A 17,983-nucleotide genomic window follows, 5' to 3' on the forward strand; every position below is an offset into this window, starting at 1 on the left:
CTCGGCAGGATATTATGAAAAAGACAATTATTAAAGCAACGTGTATTAGCGTATTATTATTGAGCACGCAGGGATGGTGCGGAAATACGTCCGTCGATCTTCGCTTTGGTCATAATACGCGCTCAGATGTAAATGATTCACGTATTAAGGTCATGCATCAGGCGAATAACGGTTTTTACTTTTCCGTTGAAGCCGCACAAAACCATAACGATACGTTTTTTGGTGATACCGACAGATATAATCCCGACGACAAAGGGCTAACGGAAGCGGCACAGGAAATCGAAACGCGCTGGCGTTTTGATCTGGGAAATGGTTTCGCCGTTGCGCCAGGGATGGTAACCGTCTTCACCACCAGCAATACGCATTACCGCCCTTTTATTCAGGGCTGGAAATCATTCGATAACGGTCTGAATCTCTCCGCCCGCTACCGCTATAACACCGTCAATGACGCGCACAGCGATAAAGAACTCGACGGCAGCGGTTATACCCGCCGCCAGTCACACCAGTTCGACATTTGGTTCGCGTATAACATCGGCAAATTCGGTATGTCCTACAACCCGCGCTTCCGCTGGCAGGATAACGTCGATCAGGGAACCGGGGATGACACCTACTGGGAGCATACCGTCGCATTCAACTACAAGCTCGACGACGGCTGGACGCCTTACGTCGAGCTTGTATCGCTGGATAAAACCTATATCAACGATGACGGCAACCATGAAAATGATTATGCCGTACGTCTGGGAATAGTTAAGCAGCTCTGACGGCCTGACTACACCGTATCGTGCTGTAGCAGCCTGCAGCCGATACGGTCCACGGCGCTCAACAGTTCAAGCTGACCTTCCCGCTGATACAAAGACACTGCGTTAATGTCGATTGGTAACGGCCAGCATAGCGTTGAGATCGACACCAATGTCGACCCCTGACGGGTAATCGCAATAATCTTCAACCCTTTGCGCAGCGCGTTACGCGCCATTTCAATCAGCGACTGCGTCTCCCCGGATTTACTGATCAACACCAGCGTCCCCTTCGATACCCGCGTCAGCTGGTGCATGTCATTCAAAATAAGGTGCGGCAGGCTCGCCAGCGACAAAAAGCGCGACAGGTAGTTGAGGCTGGTGAGCGAGGCTCCCCGTGCGTACAGATAGATATGGCTGGAATGCGTAAGCAACCTGGCCATTTCTGTCACAATATCATCCGCCTGTGACCCCGTGTCGGGGGCGGCAGGTGCAGGCGTAAAATGGTCGCGTAAAAAACGGTACCGAAGCTCGGTATAGCTTTTATAGCCCATTTTTTTACATACACGATTAACGGATGTTGTCGTGGTAAAGGTGTCACGGGCAATCTCTTTTGCCGATATATTAGAAATATTATATGCATGATGCTGAATGTATTCAAATATCAAACGCTCACTTCCCTGGAATGAATTCATCTATTACGCCCCGTTTAATCCCAACATGATATTAACACAACATAAAAATAGTCTCTGGAAGGCGCTTCACACATTGCATTTACGCGTATCACGATACGTAATTAGTATTAGCAAACATTAAAAACTGTTTTAGGTTCTCTTTATACTTCCCCTGTTTTCACATTCAGGGAATTATGACAATGACGAAACAAAAAGTTGTCGCGGTAACAGCCTGTCCAACAGGCATCGCACACACCTTTATGGCGGCAAATAAAATTATTGCATGGGCTAACGAGCACAATATTGAGGTAAAGGTCGAAACGCAGGGCAGCGATGGCGTTCAAAACCGCTTAACAAAACAGGATATCGCCTCCGCCACGGCCATTATTCTGGCAACTGACGTTCCCATTCAGGATGCCGAGCGTTTTGAAAACCTTCCTCACCTTCAAACCCGCACACAAGAGCTGATCAAACATACCGATCGCTATCTGCGTCGGGCGCTGGCCATGGAAAAAAACGTCACCACTGTCGCACAAGAAGACGATCTCCAGCGTTCGGCTTACCAGATTTTTATTGGCCATATTATGGCGGCCATCAGCTATATGCTGCCGGTCGTGGTGATGGGCGGGCTGATGATGGCGACGGCCAAAATTACCGGGCAGTTTATTAACATCGAACATTCGCCGTTCAGCGTGCTGGATAAAGTGGGCTTTATGACCATTAAGTTCATGTATCCCGTTTTTGCGATGTATCTGGCGTTTTCCATTGCTGGTAAACCCGCGCTTATCCCCGGGCTTATCGGCGGCATCATGTCAGACGAAGTCTATAAGCGCTTCTTTGATATCGAAGGCTTTATGCCATCCGGCTTTTTTGGTGCCATTGGTATCGGCTTTTTTGTGGGCTATCTGGTGCGCTGGCTCAATGATTCGATTCACGTCCGTCAGCAGCTCACCACCATTAAAACCATGCTTGTCGTCCCACTCATCACCGGCATTACGCTGGTGATGGTCATGGAATATTTGATCAACCCTATTTTTGGCTCACTTAACCAGCTGATGGTGGTCTTTTTTACCTCGGCAGGTGACACAGGACGCGGGTTCTATTCCGCGATGATCGCCGCAGGTACCGCGTTCGACCTGGGCGGTCCGGTCAACAAGGCGGCAGGCTCGGTCGCGCTCGGCCTGAATGGCATGAGCGAGACGTTTGATTTAACCGCCCGTGAACTCTCCATCGTGATCCCCTCCATCGGCGTCGGCTTTGCTGCGTTCCTCAACGGTCGCTTTGGATTACCGGATGTCTTTAGCCAGGAGGAGAAAACCGTCGGTAGCACCTCGTTGTTGCTGGGCGTGATTGGGATCTCCGAAGGCGCGATCCCGTTCATCCTGAAAAACCCACGTCTTATCCCGGTGTTCATGACCGGTGCCGTCGCCGGCGCGCTGGTCGCTATTACCCTTGGCGTGAAGCAGACGCTGCCTCTGCCAGCCGTCTGGGGCTGGCCGCTGGCGACTAATGTAGCGGGCTACCTGGCGAGCGTCTTTACTGGCGCATTGATTTGCGCTCTGGGCGTGCTCTATGTCAGCCCAAAGAACGCCAGATAAGGGGAACGTCATGAATCAGATCCACATCATCGCTCATACGCACTGGGATCAGGAGTGGTATTTCACCCGCCAGGACAGCATGGTACTGGCGTCATATAACTTTGCGGACGTCATCGACACGCTGGAGCAGGACCCCGCTTACACATGCTATCACCTTGACGGACAGATGGCGGTAGTGGAGGATTTTCTCGTCATCAATCCCGATTATCGCGCCAGGCTGGAAAAACTGGTCAGAGAAAAAAGGATCTTTGTAGGGCCGTGGTATACCCAGACGGACACCTACAACGTGCATGGCGAATCCATTATTCGCAATCTCAAGTACGGCATCTTCGCCGCCCGTAAGCTGGGGCACGCCATGCAGGTCGGGTATCTTCCGGACACCTTCGGCCACAATGCGCAAATGCCCACGATTTTGCAGGGCTGCAATATCGACAACATCGTCTTCTGGCGCGGCATCGATCACGACAGACAGGCGAAAAGCAGCCAGTTCCTGTGGCGGGCGCCGTCAGGTGCGACCGTTATCGCCTGCGCGATGGCATTCGGTTACGGCGCGGCTAAAAACATCTCCTCTGACGCGAGCCATTTGCAGGGAAAAATCTTCCCGATGGTCAATCTCCTGCACTCGCGGGCCGGAATAAATGACCTGCTGCTGCCCTGCGGCGGCGATCAGGTCAGTATCGACCCGGCGCTGCCGAAAATTTTACAGATCGCCAGCGCACGCTCCCCTAATGAAGACCGGTACGTTATCAGTTCGCTGGAGCGCTACGTCGATATTCTGCGCGCGCGGCGTGAACAGTTTGAACTCTGGGAAGGAGAGCTGAAATCGCCGCGCTATACCCGCATCCATAAAACGATCGGATCCGTGCGCTACGACATCAAAAAGAAAAATGATGAAGTCGAACAGTTCATCCTGCGGCGGCTGGAGCCGACAATCGCCATGGCGCGTCATCAGGGGCTGCCGGTGAACCTCTCGGTGGTCGATACCCTCTGGAAGAAGCTGTTGCGAAGCCATGCCCATGACTCCATCGGCGGCTGCAATAGCGATGCCACCAACCGCGACATTCTGCATCGTCTGGAACAAACCGAACAGCTGTGCCATAGCCTGTGGAATCTGGTGGTGAAAACCCTGGCCGCCGCCTGCGCTCAGGAAGGCGACCTGCTGATTTTTAACCCGCTGGCTACCCCAACGCAGCGCGTGGTGATAACCACCCTGTATAGCCGGGCTGATAATATCGCCCTGACGTATCAGGGGCTGCCCATCCCGTTCGACGTCCTGAAAAGGGATATTCTGCCCGGCGGAACGGCGATCTCCCTTACCGCCGAGGGCGAGTGCGAAACGGCCATTCCCCCTTATTACCGCTGGCACGTAGCGGTAAAGACACCGGTTCTGCCGCCGATCGGCTATCTCACCGTTAACGTTGTAGATGACCGTGCGCCTTTTCAGGAGCCTGAAAAGATAAAGGGCAGCGAGATTGAGAACGCGCATTATCGACTGTCGCTGGACGCCGGAACGCTTACCCTGGAAGACAAACGCAGCGGCAGACGCATCCCCTCTTTCTTTACTCTCGAAGACTGTGCTGATGCGGGCGACAGCTACGATTTTTCGCCACTTGCAGGCGACACACCGACGCGCTGTTCGCATTTTACGCTCGTCGACGGCGTGAAAACGAAGCTTGTCGAAAAGCTAACCGTCGAGGCCACAATGCTTCTTCCGCAGGATCTCGCCAGCCGTCAGGAAACGGCACGAACGCCGTTATCCATTCGTCTGGTCTGTGAATTACGCCATGACGATCCGAACCTGTATGTCGAGGCTTCGCTGGAAAACAGCCACTGCGATCACCGGCTACGTTTACTGATCGGCAGCGATATTCACACCCGTCACGCTATCGCCTCACTGCCCTTCGCAATCATCCAGCGCGAAACGGGATATGACGGTGAAAAATGGCAAGAACGCTATCGTGAGAAGCCCGTGGATATCGAAACCAGCGAGGGCATTATCGCTGTTACGGAACCGGGTAAAGCGCTGGTTGTGACTAGCCGTGGCATGAAAGAATTTCAGATTATCGGCAGCGAACCAGCAGCTATTGCCCTGACGATGTTTAAATCGACGGGCGTGCTCGGACGCAGCGATCTCGAGTGGCGACCGGGTCGGGCCTCCGGCATCAATAATACGGTGGTTGAGACTCCTGATGCCCAGTTGCTGAAACCGTTGCACTTTTCATTCACCGTCGCGCTGGCCGGCAACGCCGACCACCTCACGCTGCGCCAGCTGGAAAATCAGGCGGCTGGACAGCCTTTTTCCTATCAACCGCAAGCGTTACACACGCTCGATAGCCGTCTTGAGCGCTTTGCGTTGCGTCTGCCCGAACGCAGGCTTCCGGCAGAATTCTCGCTACTGACCTTGCCGGAGCCGCTCATCCTTTCCGCACTGCCCCATGCGCAGCAGTTGCATGGCACCGTCTTACGCGTATTTAACGCCGGGACACAGCCGGTTCCCGTTCCGACAAGTCTGGCGGGGCTTCGTCAGATCAACTATCTGGAAGAGCCCGTGCAACCGGTAACAGCGATCTCACCTTCCGCAACCTGCGATTTTTTGATTGAGGCTTAATATGAACTTGCTGGCATTGACGCATCCCGATCGGGTGTTTATCAACCCGCCCCAACGTACGCCTGAAGCATTGATCCGCTGGCTCACCGAGCCGCTCGCCAGGCAGAATATCATCAACGATCGAGAGGCATTTATCGAAAGCGTTTTACAACGCGAAAGTGAAGGTCCTACCGCGCTGGGTGAAGCACTCGCCGTCCCGCACGGTAAAACCGAGGCGGTTCTACAGGCAGCATTTTGTCTGGCGCTCTTTGACGATCCGATATGCTGGCCGGGGCTGGAAGGTGATGAAGAGGTGAGAATGGTTTTCCTGCTCGCCATTCCGCCAGCGGAAGCAGGCAGTACGCATATGCAACTGCTGACGACGCTGACCAGCAGACTAACGGATGAGCGGGTGCGTGAGCAGCTTCTGGCGGCGCGCACCCGGGAAGAGGCATTGTCCGTCCTGAATGCTGAAGAACCGCCAGTACAGGACGATGGCCCCGATCGCTCCTTTCTCATCCCCGTGGTGCTGGGCAGTATTGCTACCGCAGCCTTTTTACAGGCAGGGTTGAGCTGGGTCTGCGGGGTGAGTTAATCGAGCAGCGCTCAGCACAGGCTCTGCTGAGCGCTTGTTTTTGTTGAATAATTAATCAGATTTTTCCTTCATGTCTTTACAATTGCCTCAGCGCCCGCCGTTTGTACTCTCGTCTTTTTACTTTGTCCTGCATCAAAAAAATCGCAAACATGTTTGATGCAAATCACTATATGTAGCACTTAAAATGCACGCCGACCCAACATCTTGTATTTATCGTCTACTATTCCAACAACAAGACGGCGCGAACGCTGGCCGGAATTGTGGATAACACGAGCTGGGCACGCGGGAAGTCTTTGCCTCGGCGAGGAATACGCCCGGTGAATACTTCTCCACCTCTGTGGATAACCTGTTTTTAAAATGGAGTGATCATGACACCGCATGTGATGAAACGTGATGGCTGTAAAGTGCCGTTTAAATCAGAGCGCATCAAAGAAGCCATTCTGCGTGCAGCTAAAGCAGCGGGAGTCGATGACGCAGATTACTGCGCCACCGTCGCAGAAGTCGTTAGCAGCCAGATGCACGAACGCAGCCAGGTGGATATCAACGAGATCCAGACCGCAGTTGAAAACCAGCTGATGGCAGGTCCGTACAAGCAGCTGGCGCGCGCCTACATTGAGTATCGTCACGACCGTGACGTCCAGCGTGAGAAACGCGGTCGCCTGAACCAGGAGATCCGCGGCCTGGTAGAGCAAACCAACTCGTCGCTGCTCAATGAAAATGCCAATAAAGACAGCAAAGTGATCCCGACCCAGCGCGACCTGCTGGCCGGTATCGTCGCCAAGCACTATGCCCGCCAGCACCTGCTGCCGCGCGATGTAGTCTCGGCGCACGAGCGCGGTGAGATCCACTACCACGATCTCGACTACTCGCCGTTCTTCCCGATGTTTAACTGCATGCTGATCGACCTGAAAGGCATGCTGACCCAGGGTTTTAAAATGGGTAACGCCGAGATTGAGCCGCCGAAATCCATCTCCACCGCGACGGCGGTCACGGCGCAGATCATCGCCCAGGTGGCGAGCCACATCTATGGCGGCACCACCATTAACCGCATCGATGAAGTGTTGGCCCCGTTCGTGACCGAGAGCTTCAACAAACACCGTAAAACGGCGGAAGAGTGGCAGATCCCGGACGCCGACGGTTATGCCCGTTCCCGCACCGAGAAAGAGTGCTACGACGCGTTCCAGTCGCTGGAATATGAAGTAAACACGCTGCACACCGCCAACGGCCAGACGCCGTTTGTGACCTTCGGGTTTGGCCTCGGAACCAGTTGGGAATCACGCCTGATCCAGCAGTCTATTCTGCGTAACCGTATCTCCGGCCTCGGTAAAAACCGTAAAACGGCGGTGTTCCCGAAACTGGTGTTCGCCATTCGCGACGGCCTGAACCACAAGTTTGGCGATCCGAACTACGACATCAAACAGCTGGCGCTGGAGTGCGCGAGCAAGCGTATGTACCCGGACATTCTGAACTACGACCAGGTGGTAAAAGTCACCGGTTCGTTTAAAACGCCAATGGGCTGTCGCAGCTTCCTCGGCGTGTACGAAGATGAGAACGGCGAGCAGATCCACGACGGGCGCAACAACCTGGGCGTCATCAGCCTGAACCTGCCGCGCATCGCGCTGGAAGCCAAAGGTAATGAAGCGGCCTTCTGGGCGCTGCTGGATGAACGTTTACAGCTGGCACGTAAGGCGCTGATGACCCGCATCGCCCGCCTTGAAGGGGTGAAAGCCCGCGTCGCGCCAATTCTCTATATGGAAGGGGCCTGCGGCGTGCGCCTGAAGGCGGATGATGATGTGTCGGAGATCTTCAAAAACGGTCGCGCGTCGATCTCTCTCGGCTATATCGGCATTCACGAAACCATTAACGCGCTGTTTGGCGACAAGCACATCTATGACAACGACGCCCTGCGTGAGAAAGGTATCGCGATTGTGCAGCGCCTGCGCGATGCGGTAGACCAGTGGAAAGAGGAAACCGGCTACGGTTTCAGCCTGTACAGCACGCCGAGCGAAAACCTCTGCGATCGCTTCTGCCGTCTGGATACCGCCGAGTTCGGCATCGTGGAAGGGGTGACCGACAAAGGTTACTACACCAACAGCTTCCACCTCGATGTGGAGAAGAAGGTGAACCCGTACGACAAGATCGACTTCGAAGCGGCCTATCCGCCCATCGCGAACGGCGGTTTTATCTGCTACGGCGAGTACCCGAACATCCAGCATAACCTGAAGGCGCTGGAAGACGTGTGGGATTATAGCTATCAGCACGTTCCGTACTACGGAACCAACACGCCAATCGACGAGTGCTACGAGTGCGGCTTTACCGGTGAGTTCGAGTGCACCAGCAAAGGCTTCACCTGCCCTAAATGCGGTAACCACGATGCAGCCCGCGTCTCCGTAACCCGCCGCGTGTGCGGCTACCTCGGCAGCCCGGACGCCCGTCCGTTTAACGCCGGTAAGCAGGAAGAGGTGAAGCGCAGGGTGAAACATCTGGGAAATGGGCAGATCGGGTAATCCGCTGCCACGTTAATGCCCGGTGGCGCTGCGCTTACCGGGCCTACGGACCGCTCTCTTTTGTAGGCCGGGTAAGCGCAGCGCCACCCGGCGTGGTTATTCGCGATGAACTATCACCAGTACTACCCCGTCGACATCGTCAACGGCCCCGGCACCCGCTGCACCCTCTTTGTATCAGGCTGCGTTCACGAGTGCCCCGGCTGCTATAACAAAAGCACCTGGCGCCTGAACTCGGGTATGCCGTTTACCGCTGAGATGGAAGACCGCATCATCAACGACCTGAACGACACGCGCATTAAACGTCAGGGGATCTCGCTCTCCGGCGGCGACCCGCTCCATCCGCAAAACGTGCCGGCGATCCTGAAGCTGGTAAAACGCATCCGCCGCGAGTGCGCGGGAAAAGACATCTGGGTCTGGACGGGTTATAAGCTGGATGAACTGAATGCGCAGCAGAAGGAAGTGGTGGATCTGATTAACGTCCTGGTCGACGGCAAGTTCGTGCAGGATCTAAAAGATCCTATGCTTATCTGGCGCGGCAGCAGCAACCAGGTTGTGCATCATCTGCGTTGAATGAAGGCGGATATCCGCTGTCCGCCTGAACGTCAAAACCGACTCACACTCTCCATTGCCTCAGCCTTAAATGCCGCAAAGTCTTCGCACTGGCACAGGCGCGCCATCGCGCGTTCACGCAGGAAAGTGACAAAAATATCGTAAATCGCCATTGCCTCTTCGTACTCGCTTTTGCTGATGGCGAGCAGAAAAATGACATGGGCGGTTTCATCTCCCCACTGAATGCCCTGCGGCGCCAGCACGGTGTAGACCACCGTTTTTTGCGCCAGCAGGCCGAGGGAGTGCGGCAGCGCGATGCCGTCGCCGAGCATAGTGCTGACGATAGCTTCACGCTCGATAACCGATTCCAGAAATTCCGCGCCGACAAAGCCTTCGCTTTCAAGCTGCCCACACAGTTCGCGGAACAGCGTTTGCTGGTCGACAGGCTTGTCGAGAATGCGGAAATGGGCCGCGTCGAAGTATTTCTCCAGCATCCACGGGCGGGTACGGTCCACCAGCACCAGCTTGCCGATCTGCTCTAACTGATAATCGGTCGGGAACGGGGCGATTATCACCACCGGTTTGGATTTTTCGCTCACGCGAGCGGTGGAGATCACGAAGTCTTCGCCGATGGCATCGGCAAGTTCGTACTCGCGCAGGGTGAGCGTGCGCGTCACCTCAATCTGCGGGTATTTGCGCTGAAGCACCGCCTCGATCATGCGCACCATCGCGTTACCGGCGTCACATACCAGCAGCACGCGCGGCTGACGCTGGTAGCCGATGTTGTAGTGGCGCTCCAGACCGACACCGATATGCAGCACCAGAAAACCAATTTCGTTTTCGCTGATCACATACGGCGTGTATTTGCCCCAGCTCGACACCGCCGCGAGGGTCATATCCCACGCCATCGGGTAGTGCTGCTTGATGTTATCCAGCAGCGGATTGGGGATCATGATTTGATACCGCACGCGGGTAATCATGGTTTTGATGTGCGTGAGCAGATCTGCATGCAGTTGCTCGTCGCTCAACAGGTTGTAGTTATAGTGGGTGTTGATGTAGCGCAGGATATAGTTGACCAGGGCTTCGTCGTCGTCAGCATTAATGGCGCTGGGGGCGATCTCCTGGATCTGCCGCGCCGCAATGTGCACGCACAGCCAGCTCTCTTCCGATGGTGAAAGCGCTTTGCCCGCCAGCTCCTGGATAGCCACGGCGATATCTTTCGCCGCCTCGCGTACGTTCTCTTCCACGTCTTCAGCGTGGAATTCCGGCAGCGGATACCCCTCGCTGATGCGCCGCACCGACACCGCGCAGTACAGGCGCAGGAACAGCTCGCCTTCATCGGTCAGGCGAATGTGATGGCGCGTCAGCGCGTCGTGCAGGACAGGGACCATCTTTTCCGCCACGCCCGCGTTGAGCGCCACGTCGGTCACCAGCGGGTTCAGGCTATCCTGCTGCGCCAGCTCCCACAGGAGGTCGGTCAGGCAGGCGCGGATCGCCATCTCGCTGCCAAACAGCTTCATGCCGTGGCGCGGGCGGGTTTCCAGCGTCAGGTTGTAACGGTGAAACCACTCGCGCACTTCCACCATGTCGCTCTGCAATGTGGCCCGGCTGACGAACCACTCATCGGCCAGATCCTCCAGCTTGAGGGAAAAGGCTGACGTCAGAAAACGCACCACCAGATAGTGCACGCGCTCCGGTCCGGTTCGCGGAATACGCAGCGCGCGCGGGTGGGACGACTGCAATTGTTGATAGCGCACCACATCATTGATTTTGAGCTGATAGCCGTTGCCCCGGCTCAAAATGAACTGCGCGCCGTGGCTGGCCAGCAGCGCGTTCAGGGCGGTGATATCCGCCCGGACGGTTCGCGTGGAGACCGATAGCCGCTGCGCCAGCTCGTCCTGCGGCAGCGTCTCGTTTTGCAACAGATCGAAAAGTTGCGCTAAACGTTGGTTCGGAAATCGCACGTCGTTGTCCTCTTACTGCTCAGGGTGAAATGACCATCTGGGATGGGCTGCCGACCGGGGTATAGTCTGACTCGGCGCTCAGCTTGCCGTCCGGCGCCACGCGGAAACGGGTAATGTTGTCGCTGCGCTGGTTCATGACGTACAGCCAGCGCCCCTGCTTATCAAGCGTCAGGGCGCGCGGATAGTCACCCCGCGTCCAGACATCGTCCTGATGCGTCAGCGTGCCCTCCGCCGTTACGGTAAAGTGCCCGATGCTGTTATGCAAACGGTTAGCGACATACAGCTGTTTCCCGTCGGCGCTTAGCGCCAGCCCGGCAGCAAAACTGGTGCCTTTATAACCGTCCGGCAAGGCTGAAACCGTTTTACCCTCTTTCAGCCTGCCGTTGCTGTCCAGCGCATAATGGGTGAGCGTAGAGGCTTCTTCGTTAATCAGCCACAGGGCATCCCCCTTCGGCGTAAAGACGAAGTGGCGCGGCCCGGCCCCTTTTGAGGAGGCGCTGATAAACGGCGGATCGTTCGGGGTCAGCTTTCCGGTTCGATCGTCAAAACGGTACTGATAGATGCGATCCAGCCCCAGATCGGTGGAAAAAACGTATTTCCCGCTCGGATCGGCGGCGATCATGTGCGCGTGAGGGCCGTTATGATCGCTGATGGCGAAACTGCCCTCGACGGCAGCTTCCGGCTTTGCCGCGCCCGGTTCGCCTTTGTCCTGATGGGTGTCCGTAGCATCGCCCAGGCTGCCGTCTGCGTTAACGGGCAGCACCGCGATCGATCCGCTGACGTAGTTCGCCACCAGCAAATGTTTGCCGTTCGGCGTCAGGGAAAGATACACCGGCCCCGCGCCGCCGGAGGCCACCTGATTCAGCTCGCTCAGCGCGCCGTTATCGCCTATTCGCAACGCCTGCACCACGCCCTGCTCCACCTCGCTTGCCAGGTAGAGCGTTTTGCCGTCGTGCGAGACGGTAAGCTGCGCAGCGTTCGGGAGTTGGCTCACCAGCGTTTTGTTATCGAGCGCGCCGGTTTGCGGGTCGACGGTAAAACGGTACAGCCCTTCGCCGTTGGGATTATAGGTACCCACCCAGGCGTATTGCGTCTGGGCGACAGCGGCGGTGGCGAGCATTGAGAGTGAAGCGACAAGCAGGGTACGGGTGTGCATGGTGGCTCCTTCGGGTGTGTGCGGTGTGTTTCCCCTCACCCTAACCCTCTCCCCAAAGGGGAGAGGGGACGATTACACCCTCTCCCCTTTGGGGAGAGGGCTGGGTGAAGGGCAGGTTCTACTTCACCAGCTTCTTCGTCATCGCCAGCAGCGTACGCACATCTTCCGGACGCGTGTCGCCGCTGGCTTTGTCGATAATCGAGCTGTAGATATGCGGGATGATTTTGCTCACGCCCGCGTCCAGGGCGATCTGCAGGATCTCCTCAAAGTTCTCCAGATCGATTCCCCCGGTCGGCTCCAGCCAGAAGTCGTGACGGGCGCAGGCTTCCGCCACCGCTTTATACTCGTCACGGCACTTGAGGCCGCCCATCGGGAAGTACTTGATTGAGCTTCCGCCGAAATCTTTCAGCAGGGCGATAGCGGTTTCAACCGGCACAATGCCGTCCGGCGCGTTGCTGCTCAGCGGGCCGGTGGAAATTTTAACCATGCCGACGGTGCCAGTCGGGGAGACCAGGCCGTTGACCACGGACTCATTCTGCCCCAGCAGCGCGCGGCTGGCGGCCACGCCGGTAAAGACCTGATTAACGTGCTGCGGCTGTACCTGGCGGGAGATTTCACTCACCATCGCCGACTGGTTCGGATCGCCTGCGCCCAGCCCCACGGAGAGCGTGTTATCAATCAGTGCCGCGTACTCGCGCATATCCGCGACGGCGCTCGCCACGTCGGGGTAATTTTTGGAGAGCACGCCCACCAGCACATGACCTTCCGCCGCCTCGTAAATGGCGCTGGCGTTGGCTTTCGATCCTGCCAGCACGTTAAGGCAGACGCGGTCACGGTAAAAGTTGGGGGTCAGTTTCATGCGTTTTTCTCCTGTCCTAATACTTCGCTAATACGGCGGTACACGATGTTAAGCTGATCAGCATTCACGCTGCGCACATCCGCTTCGATAATCCCTTCGTTAGCTTTATAGCCACGGAAGTAAATGGCGTATTCGCCCTGCTTGAGCGCGTTCACCAGTTCACCGGTGCCGACGCCGGTGGTCGCTTCGTCAAACTTAATCTCGGTGCGCGCGATATCGCGACCCGCGCTGTCCCAGACCACGCGGGCGGTGACGCCGTTCAGGGTGTTGAGCGCGTCAATAAACGGCGTCATCTTCGCCACCATCTCGGCCCCGCTCTCCCTGGTGGCCGTCAGGTAATGTTCGATGGCGCAGGTCAGGCCGAGGATCCCCTCTTTGCCCACCTTCATCGCGCGGCCAATGCCCGCCGTCTGGCGCTTCACCCACTCAACGTACTGGGTTTTGCCGATCACCAGGCCGCTGGTTGGGCCTTCAATCGCCTTCGCGCCGCTGTAGATCACCAGGTCCGCGCCGGAGCGGTAATAGGTATGCAGATCTTCTTCCGCTGCGGCATCAACGATCAGCGGCAGGTCGTGTTTACGCGCCACCACCGCCGCCTGCTCGACGCTGAGCATGCTTTTCTGTACGCAGTGGTGCGATTTAATGTAGAGGATAGCCGCTGTACGCGGGGTGATCGCTGCCGCCAGCTGATCGGCAGAGCATTCGTTGGCGTAGCCCGCTTCCACCAGCCTGCCGCCGCCCAGCGCTACCATGGTGCCTACCGGCGCGCCAAAGTTCACGTTGTGGCCTTTCGGCAGGACGATCTCGTTGTTCTCAATCGGTGTGACGTGCAGGTTTTCCAGCAGCCAGTCGCTGTCTTTCACCAGTACCGCCGCCACGGACTGGGCAATGCCCGCCGACGCGCAGGAGACCACCGTTGCGCCTTCCACCTCCAGCAGCTTCGCGATGTATTCGCCGGTTTTATTGACCAGATCCTTTATCTCGAAATAGTGATTCATGCCGTCCATCGCCGCCTGCACCACTTCCGGGCGCGGCGTGGAGACACCCAGCGCCGTCATGCGGCCAGAGGTGTTGATAACCTGCTTTAAGTTGTACTTCTCATAAATCGAAGGCATGTTCCGTGCTCCCTTGTTCGGTCATGTAGCCCTTGCCCGCGCGGATCGCGGCAAGCGGCACCAGAATGTGTTCAGCCTGCAGGCTGTCGTTTTCAGCATCCGTCAGCACCGTCGGCTGGCGTTTAAGGGTGAACAGCGTCAGGTCAGCGTCGAGACCAGGCTGAATGCGGCCTTTGCGCGTCAGGCGCAGGCCGTCTGCGGCGTTGGCGGTGACGCAGTCAATCACCTGCGGCAATGACATGCCGATGGCGAGGAATTTCGACATCACGCTTGCCAGCGAGCCGACCGGGCCGTTGATGCGGTTGCGGCAGTAGATATCCGAGCTGATGGTGTGCGGCAGAATGCCCATCGCGATGGCGCGTTTCGCCACCTCAAAGCTGAAGCTCGCCGTGCCGTGGCCGACGTCCAGACGCACGCCGCGCTTCAGCGCAGACGTAATGGAGGCGCGCAGCTCGCCGGAGGGCGTCAGAATGCGGTTGGGCTTGCCGTTGTAGCAGTGGGTAATGATGTCGCCGGAGCTTAACAGCTCGGCAATCTCATCGAGGTTCGGCGGGTTGTTGCCGATGTGCACCATCAGCGGCAGGTTGCCGTTCTCTTTCTGAATCGCTTTCGCGCGCTCCAGCGGGGTAATACCGTTTTCACCGACCACGCTGCTGCTCATGCGCGCCTTCAGGCCGACGATAAAATCCGGGTAGCGCGTCACCGCCTGCTTCACCGCATCAGCATCAATATTGGTCATATTGGCCAGCTCGTTCTGGGCAATCAGCCCCACGCGGGAGATGTTCAGCAGGGCAAACACCTCGGTGGATGCTTTGCGGGTGATGGCGTAAAAATCATCCACGTCGTCGGCCCCGGTACTGCCCGCGTCCACCACGGTGGTGACGCCGGTGGCAATGCCCACGCTGTCCGGCTCGTCGTGGTAAATTGGGGAGTTCGGGTAGCAGTGGACGTGGGAGTCAATCCAGCCCGCGCTGACGAACACGACACCGTTAAGCTCAACCGTTTTGCGGGCGGGAGCGTCAATTTGGCCTGTCGCGGCGATCTTCCCGTCCTGAATGGCGATATCGGTCAGGGTATCGTCGGCGAGGCGCGCACGGCGCAGGAGTAGATCAAACATGGGGTTCTCCTGATAAGGCGGGCACCGAAGCGCCCGCAGGTATTAAAGGGCGACCGGGAACAGCCAGCCCAAAATCATTGCGCCGAGGATGGCGCCACCGGTAATCGGCTTCTGCCAGATGTAGAACAGCAGCGCGCCCACCAGGGAACCGACGCCGATTGGAATGGAGGCGGTCATGGCGCTGAGGATAATCAACGGCCCGAGGAAGCGGCCGGAGGCGTTACCCGCGCCCATCATCACGTCTGCACCGTAGGTGGAGTTACTCTGGTTGATGGTGAACTTACGCGCCAGGATGATGACGTAGCCAATCGCCAGACCAATCACCAGGCCGGTAATCAGCGAGGCAATAAAGTTGGTCACCGGGAACATGATCCCCGCGCCCAGCAGCAGCGCCGGTACGCCGAGGCCCACGCCGGTCTGGATCGCCCCGCCGATGTCGAGAATCCCGACCAGCGACCCTTCGATGATACGGGCGAACAGGAAGCTCGCGCCGAACGCCGCCACCGCGCCGTAAACGCCGGTATCGATTCCCGCTTTCAGCATCGCCACGAAGGCCACTTCGTTAAACGCGCCGATGCCGTAGAGGTAGTACATGTCCGTCCCGGCGAAGACGCCGGAGGAGAGCAGGCCAACGAAGATCGGGAACGACCAGTCGGCATACCAAAAACCTTTATTCTGTTCCATGTCGAGGCTCCTGTTATTTACCGCTGAGCGAGTTGTGGATCATGTCGAGCCAGTTCGGCACGGTCAGATGGAAGGATTCGATCATCTTCATGTCGAAGCCGCGGAAGAAGCCGCTCAGCACAAACAGCAGGACGATCGCCGCCATCATCACTTTGGTGACGTGGTTCCAGCCGCTCTCTTCTACGCCTTTACCGATCAGGATCCCCAGCACCAGACCCGGCACGGCGTTACCCATGATCAGCTGCGCTGCGCCGCCAAAGATGGTGGCCCAGAAGCCCGATTTTTTACCCGCGTCGATGGCTGCCAGCCAGAAGATCACCGGCATCACGGTGTTGACCAGCAGGTTCGCGGCAGGCACCAGCACCTTCACGGCGGTGACCTGAAGCGCAGCCGGAACGGAGGAGGCGGTCAGGTTAAGGAAGGTCACGACAATCATGCCGATAATGCCGCAGGCAATCGCCATTTTGCGCGGGTCATGCAGCGTTTCACCGACGTTACGGTTTTTGATCATCAGTGCAGCAGCACCCCAGTTCGGGATGATGCGGTGGTCAACGTCCTGTGTGAAGGCACCTGCGGCCACGGAAGAGGCCCAGGCGTTAAAGAAGAAACCTAACCCAAAGGAGAAGTGGGACGCCGGATCCCCTTCACAGGAGTTCAGTTCCCCCAATGTACGAAACGCGCCCATACCCTGAGTGGTAGGCGCATGAAACATGCGTGCAGCCCCGGCTCCAACACCGACGCCAACCAGGCCGCCAATGATGAGCGATTTTATTAATATAATTAAGAACATCAGTCTGCCCTTTTATGAATAATCAGCGTTGCGTGACGAAATCCACCTGGTCGAGATTGATGGCGGTCACGTTGACGGTCACATCCAGCTCCACGCTGTAGGTGCGTCTTTCCCGACGCAGAAAGAAGAACAAAAACGCTTCTTTTCGCACCGCTTCTTGCGCCTGAACAACCTGCACATCCTGTGGCTCAATACGCAGTAAGATATGCGGTGAGGCTTTCATCACCGCGGCCTGTACGTGGTTGAGGGCGTCGGCAAAGGCGCGCGCTTTGGCGTCGCCCTTCCCCTTCACTCTCACCGTGGTCGTGAACTGTTCTTTCATGCTTACGCGCCGTATTTCTTCTGCCACGCCTGTACCAGACGCTCGCCCAGCTCTTCTTTATCCATAAAGCCAAAGCCCAGCACGTTGCAGCCTTCGTTGATAGCGGTCACCCCCTCATCCACGGAGCGCATGCCGTATTTGGCCTTGTAGCCGTATTTGGTCTGGGCGGTGATGGCACCCGCGCCGCCGCTGCCGCAGAACGAGATCCCGAAGGTGGCGTTTTCTGCTTTCATCACGTCACCGAGCTTCATATCCGCTGCCATGCCCGGTACGACAACCGCGCGTCCGCCGGCTTTTTCCACACCCGCAGCCACTTTCTGACCTTTACCCAGGCGATCGCCAATCACGACTGTAATCTGTTCCATGTGTTGCTCCTTAAAGGTTGTCTTTCGCGACTTCGAAGTGAACGGAGAGCAGCCAGGCTTCTTCATCAGGAAGATTGCCAAACTGCGCTACCACTTCACGGGCAAGTTGCATTGAATCTGGTGAAATTTCGTCGAACAGCTCTGCTTCAACCTCCGGCAGCGGCTCGCCGGTCACAGACCGGTGCGCCATTGCGCGAACGTGGGAGGTCAGCATCTGCTCCTGTACCGCGTTGGGGATGATGTTGTGCCGGGCCAGCAGGGCGTAGACCTGCTGAAGCATGGTGTTCGCGAGCTGTTCTGTTTGCACCGCCTGTTCCCCAACGTCGTTCATTACCGCTCCGTTAATCACTCGTCTTACCCCGTTAAT

General features: G+C 57.1%; 17 protein-coding genes. 6 read left to right on the top strand and 11 right to left on the bottom strand.

Annotated features, from left to right (window positions below):
* Window positions 1-14: 14 nt before the first annotated feature.
* Window positions 15-761: an oligogalacturonate-specific porin KdgM family protein gene (locus ACOTZP_RS06275; RefSeq protein ID WP_022646873.1), complete on the top strand. Its 747-nt coding sequence runs from the start codon at window positions 15-17 to the stop codon at window positions 759-761.
* 8 nt (window positions 762-769) lie between these two features.
* Here the strand turns inward: ACOTZP_RS06275 and ACOTZP_RS06280 are convergent, their stop codons facing one another.
* Entirely contained in the window at window positions 770-1,429 is a 660-nt protein-coding gene (locus ACOTZP_RS06280) for a MurR/RpiR family transcriptional regulator (RefSeq protein ID WP_063152415.1), read from the bottom strand.
* A 179-nt stretch (window positions 1,430-1,608) separates the two neighbouring features.
* On the opposite strand from ACOTZP_RS06280, the gene ACOTZP_RS06285 reads away from it, so the two are divergent.
* The 5 genes from ACOTZP_RS06285 to nrdG all read left to right on the top strand — a co-directional run bounded on the left by ACOTZP_RS06285 (window position 1,609) and on the right by nrdG (window position 9,265).
* Window positions 1,609-3,006 carry a PTS fructose transporter subunit IIC gene (locus tag ACOTZP_RS06285; RefSeq protein ID WP_155024548.1) on the top strand — a complete coding sequence of 466 codons (1,398 nt, stop codon included), beginning with the start codon at window positions 1,609-1,611 and terminating at the stop codon, window positions 3,004-3,006.
* Between the two features lie 10 nt (window positions 3,007-3,016).
* A complete protein-coding gene (locus ACOTZP_RS06290) occupies window positions 3,017-5,614 on the top strand; it encodes a glycoside hydrolase family 38 C-terminal domain-containing protein (RefSeq protein WP_271075054.1) in 2,598 nt (865 codons plus the stop codon).
* 1 nt (window position 5,615) lies between these two features.
* Window positions 5,616-6,188 (top strand): PTS sugar transporter subunit IIA, encoded by a 573-nt coding sequence (locus ACOTZP_RS06295; protein ID WP_032621401.1) that lies wholly within the window; start codon window positions 5,616-5,618, stop codon window positions 6,186-6,188.
* 368 nt (window positions 6,189-6,556) lie between these two features.
* A complete protein-coding gene (gene nrdD / locus ACOTZP_RS06300; RefSeq protein WP_046621040.1) occupies window positions 6,557-8,695 on the top strand; it encodes an anaerobic ribonucleoside-triphosphate reductase in 2,139 nt (712 codons plus the stop codon).
* A 105-nt stretch (window positions 8,696-8,800) separates the two neighbouring features.
* Entirely contained in the window at window positions 8,801-9,265 is a 465-nt protein-coding gene (nrdG, locus tag ACOTZP_RS06305) for an anaerobic ribonucleoside-triphosphate reductase-activating protein (RefSeq protein ID WP_022646867.1), read from the top strand.
* Between the two features lie 32 nt (window positions 9,266-9,297).
* Here the strand turns inward: nrdG and ACOTZP_RS06310 are convergent, their stop codons facing one another.
* The 10 genes from ACOTZP_RS06310 to ACOTZP_RS06355 all read right to left on the bottom strand — a co-directional run bounded on the left by ACOTZP_RS06310 (window position 9,298) and on the right by ACOTZP_RS06355 (window position 17,965).
* Window positions 9,298-11,208, bottom strand: coding sequence for a BglG family transcription antiterminator (locus ACOTZP_RS06310; protein WP_023305322.1), 1,911 nt, complete (start codon window positions 11,206-11,208; stop codon window positions 9,298-9,300).
* 19 nt (window positions 11,209-11,227) lie between these two features.
* Window positions 11,228-12,364: a lactonase family protein gene (locus tag ACOTZP_RS06315; protein ID WP_271075056.1), complete on the bottom strand. Its 1,137-nt coding sequence runs from the start codon at window positions 12,362-12,364 to the stop codon at window positions 11,228-11,230.
* 118 nt (window positions 12,365-12,482) lie between these two features.
* Complete coding sequence (gene dagF, locus ACOTZP_RS06320; RefSeq protein WP_271075057.1) at window positions 12,483-13,223, bottom strand: 2-dehydro-3-deoxy-phosphogluconate aldolase; 741 nt, start codon at window positions 13,221-13,223, stop codon at window positions 12,483-12,485.
* The gene (locus ACOTZP_RS06325; protein WP_045307826.1) at window positions 13,220-14,338 is read right to left on the bottom strand and encodes a DgaE family pyridoxal phosphate-dependent ammonia lyase; all 1,119 of its coding nucleotides are present in this window, start codon (window positions 14,336-14,338) and stop codon (window positions 13,220-13,222) included. Before ACOTZP_RS06325 ends, dagF begins: the two co-directional genes overlap by 4 nt.
* On the bottom strand, window positions 14,322-15,455 hold the full coding sequence (locus ACOTZP_RS06330) for an amidohydrolase/deacetylase family metallohydrolase (protein WP_038415168.1): 1,134 nt from the start codon (window positions 15,453-15,455) through the stop codon (window positions 14,322-14,324). The genes ACOTZP_RS06325 and ACOTZP_RS06330 overlap by 17 nt, the downstream gene beginning before the upstream one ends.
* Before the next feature lie 42 nt (window positions 15,456-15,497).
* Window positions 15,498-16,139: a DUF4310 family protein gene (locus ACOTZP_RS06335; RefSeq protein ID WP_421633678.1), complete on the bottom strand. Its 642-nt coding sequence runs from the start codon at window positions 16,137-16,139 to the stop codon at window positions 15,498-15,500.
* A gap of 13 nt (window positions 16,140-16,152) precedes the next feature.
* A complete protein-coding gene (locus ACOTZP_RS06340; RefSeq protein WP_006810337.1) occupies window positions 16,153-16,929 on the bottom strand; it encodes a DUF4311 domain-containing protein in 777 nt (258 codons plus the stop codon).
* A gap of 22 nt (window positions 16,930-16,951) precedes the next feature.
* Window positions 16,952-17,251: a DUF4312 family protein gene (locus ACOTZP_RS06345; RefSeq protein WP_006810338.1), complete on the bottom strand. Its 300-nt coding sequence runs from the start codon at window positions 17,249-17,251 to the stop codon at window positions 16,952-16,954.
* Window positions 17,252-17,253: 2 nt separating this feature from the next.
* Window positions 17,254-17,616 carry an SFCGS family glycine-rich protein gene (locus ACOTZP_RS06350; protein WP_006810339.1) on the bottom strand — a complete coding sequence of 121 codons (363 nt, stop codon included), beginning with the start codon at window positions 17,614-17,616 and terminating at the stop codon, window positions 17,254-17,256.
* Window positions 17,617-17,626: 10 nt separating this feature from the next.
* The gene (locus tag ACOTZP_RS06355) at window positions 17,627-17,965 is read right to left on the bottom strand and encodes a PRD domain-containing protein (protein ID WP_026080657.1); all 339 of its coding nucleotides are present in this window, start codon (window positions 17,963-17,965) and stop codon (window positions 17,627-17,629) included.
* Between the last annotated feature and the right edge of the window lie 18 nt (window positions 17,966-17,983).

This window comes from Enterobacter cloacae complex sp. SYL001 (assembly GCF_049237025.1).
GTDB lineage: Bacteria > Pseudomonadota > Gammaproteobacteria > Enterobacterales > Enterobacteriaceae > Enterobacter > Enterobacter intestinihominis.

Coding starts and splice junctions, on each gene's coding strand:
- ACOTZP_RS06275 (WP_022646873.1), top strand. CDS start 15: ATGAAAAAGACAATTATTAAAGCAACGTGTATTAGCGTATTATTATTG.
- ACOTZP_RS06280 (WP_063152415.1), bottom strand. CDS start 1,429: ATGAATTCATTCCAGGGAAGTGAGCGTTTGATATTTGAATACATTCAG.
- ACOTZP_RS06285 (WP_155024548.1), top strand. CDS start 1,609: ATGACGAAACAAAAAGTTGTCGCGGTAACAGCCTGTCCAACAGGCATC.
- ACOTZP_RS06290 (WP_271075054.1), top strand. CDS start 3,017: ATGAATCAGATCCACATCATCGCTCATACGCACTGGGATCAGGAGTGG.
- ACOTZP_RS06295 (WP_032621401.1), top strand. CDS start 5,616: ATGAACTTGCTGGCATTGACGCATCCCGATCGGGTGTTTATCAACCCG.
- nrdD (WP_046621040.1), top strand. CDS start 6,557: ATGACACCGCATGTGATGAAACGTGATGGCTGTAAAGTGCCGTTTAAA.
- nrdG (WP_022646867.1), top strand. CDS start 8,801: ATGAACTATCACCAGTACTACCCCGTCGACATCGTCAACGGCCCCGGC.
- ACOTZP_RS06315 (WP_271075056.1), bottom strand. CDS start 12,364: ATGCACACCCGTACCCTGCTTGTCGCTTCACTCTCAATGCTCGCCACC.
- dagF (WP_271075057.1), bottom strand. CDS start 13,223: ATGAAACTGACCCCCAACTTTTACCGTGACCGCGTCTGCCTTAACGTG.
- ACOTZP_RS06325 (WP_045307826.1), bottom strand. CDS start 14,338: ATGCCTTCGATTTATGAGAAGTACAACTTAAAGCAGGTTATCAACACC.
- ACOTZP_RS06330 (WP_038415168.1), bottom strand. CDS start 15,455: ATGTTTGATCTACTCCTGCGCCGTGCGCGCCTCGCCGACGATACCCTG.
- ACOTZP_RS06335 (WP_421633678.1), bottom strand. CDS start 16,139: ATGGAACAGAATAAAGGTTTTTGGTATGCCGACTGGTCGTTCCCGATC.
- ACOTZP_RS06340 (WP_006810337.1), bottom strand. CDS start 16,929: ATGTTCTTAATTATATTAATAAAATCGCTCATCATTGGCGGCCTGGTT.
- ACOTZP_RS06345 (WP_006810338.1), bottom strand. CDS start 17,251: ATGAAAGAACAGTTCACGACCACGGTGAGAGTGAAGGGGAAGGGCGAC.
- ACOTZP_RS06350 (WP_006810339.1), bottom strand. CDS start 17,616: ATGGAACAGATTACAGTCGTGATTGGCGATCGCCTGGGTAAAGGTCAG.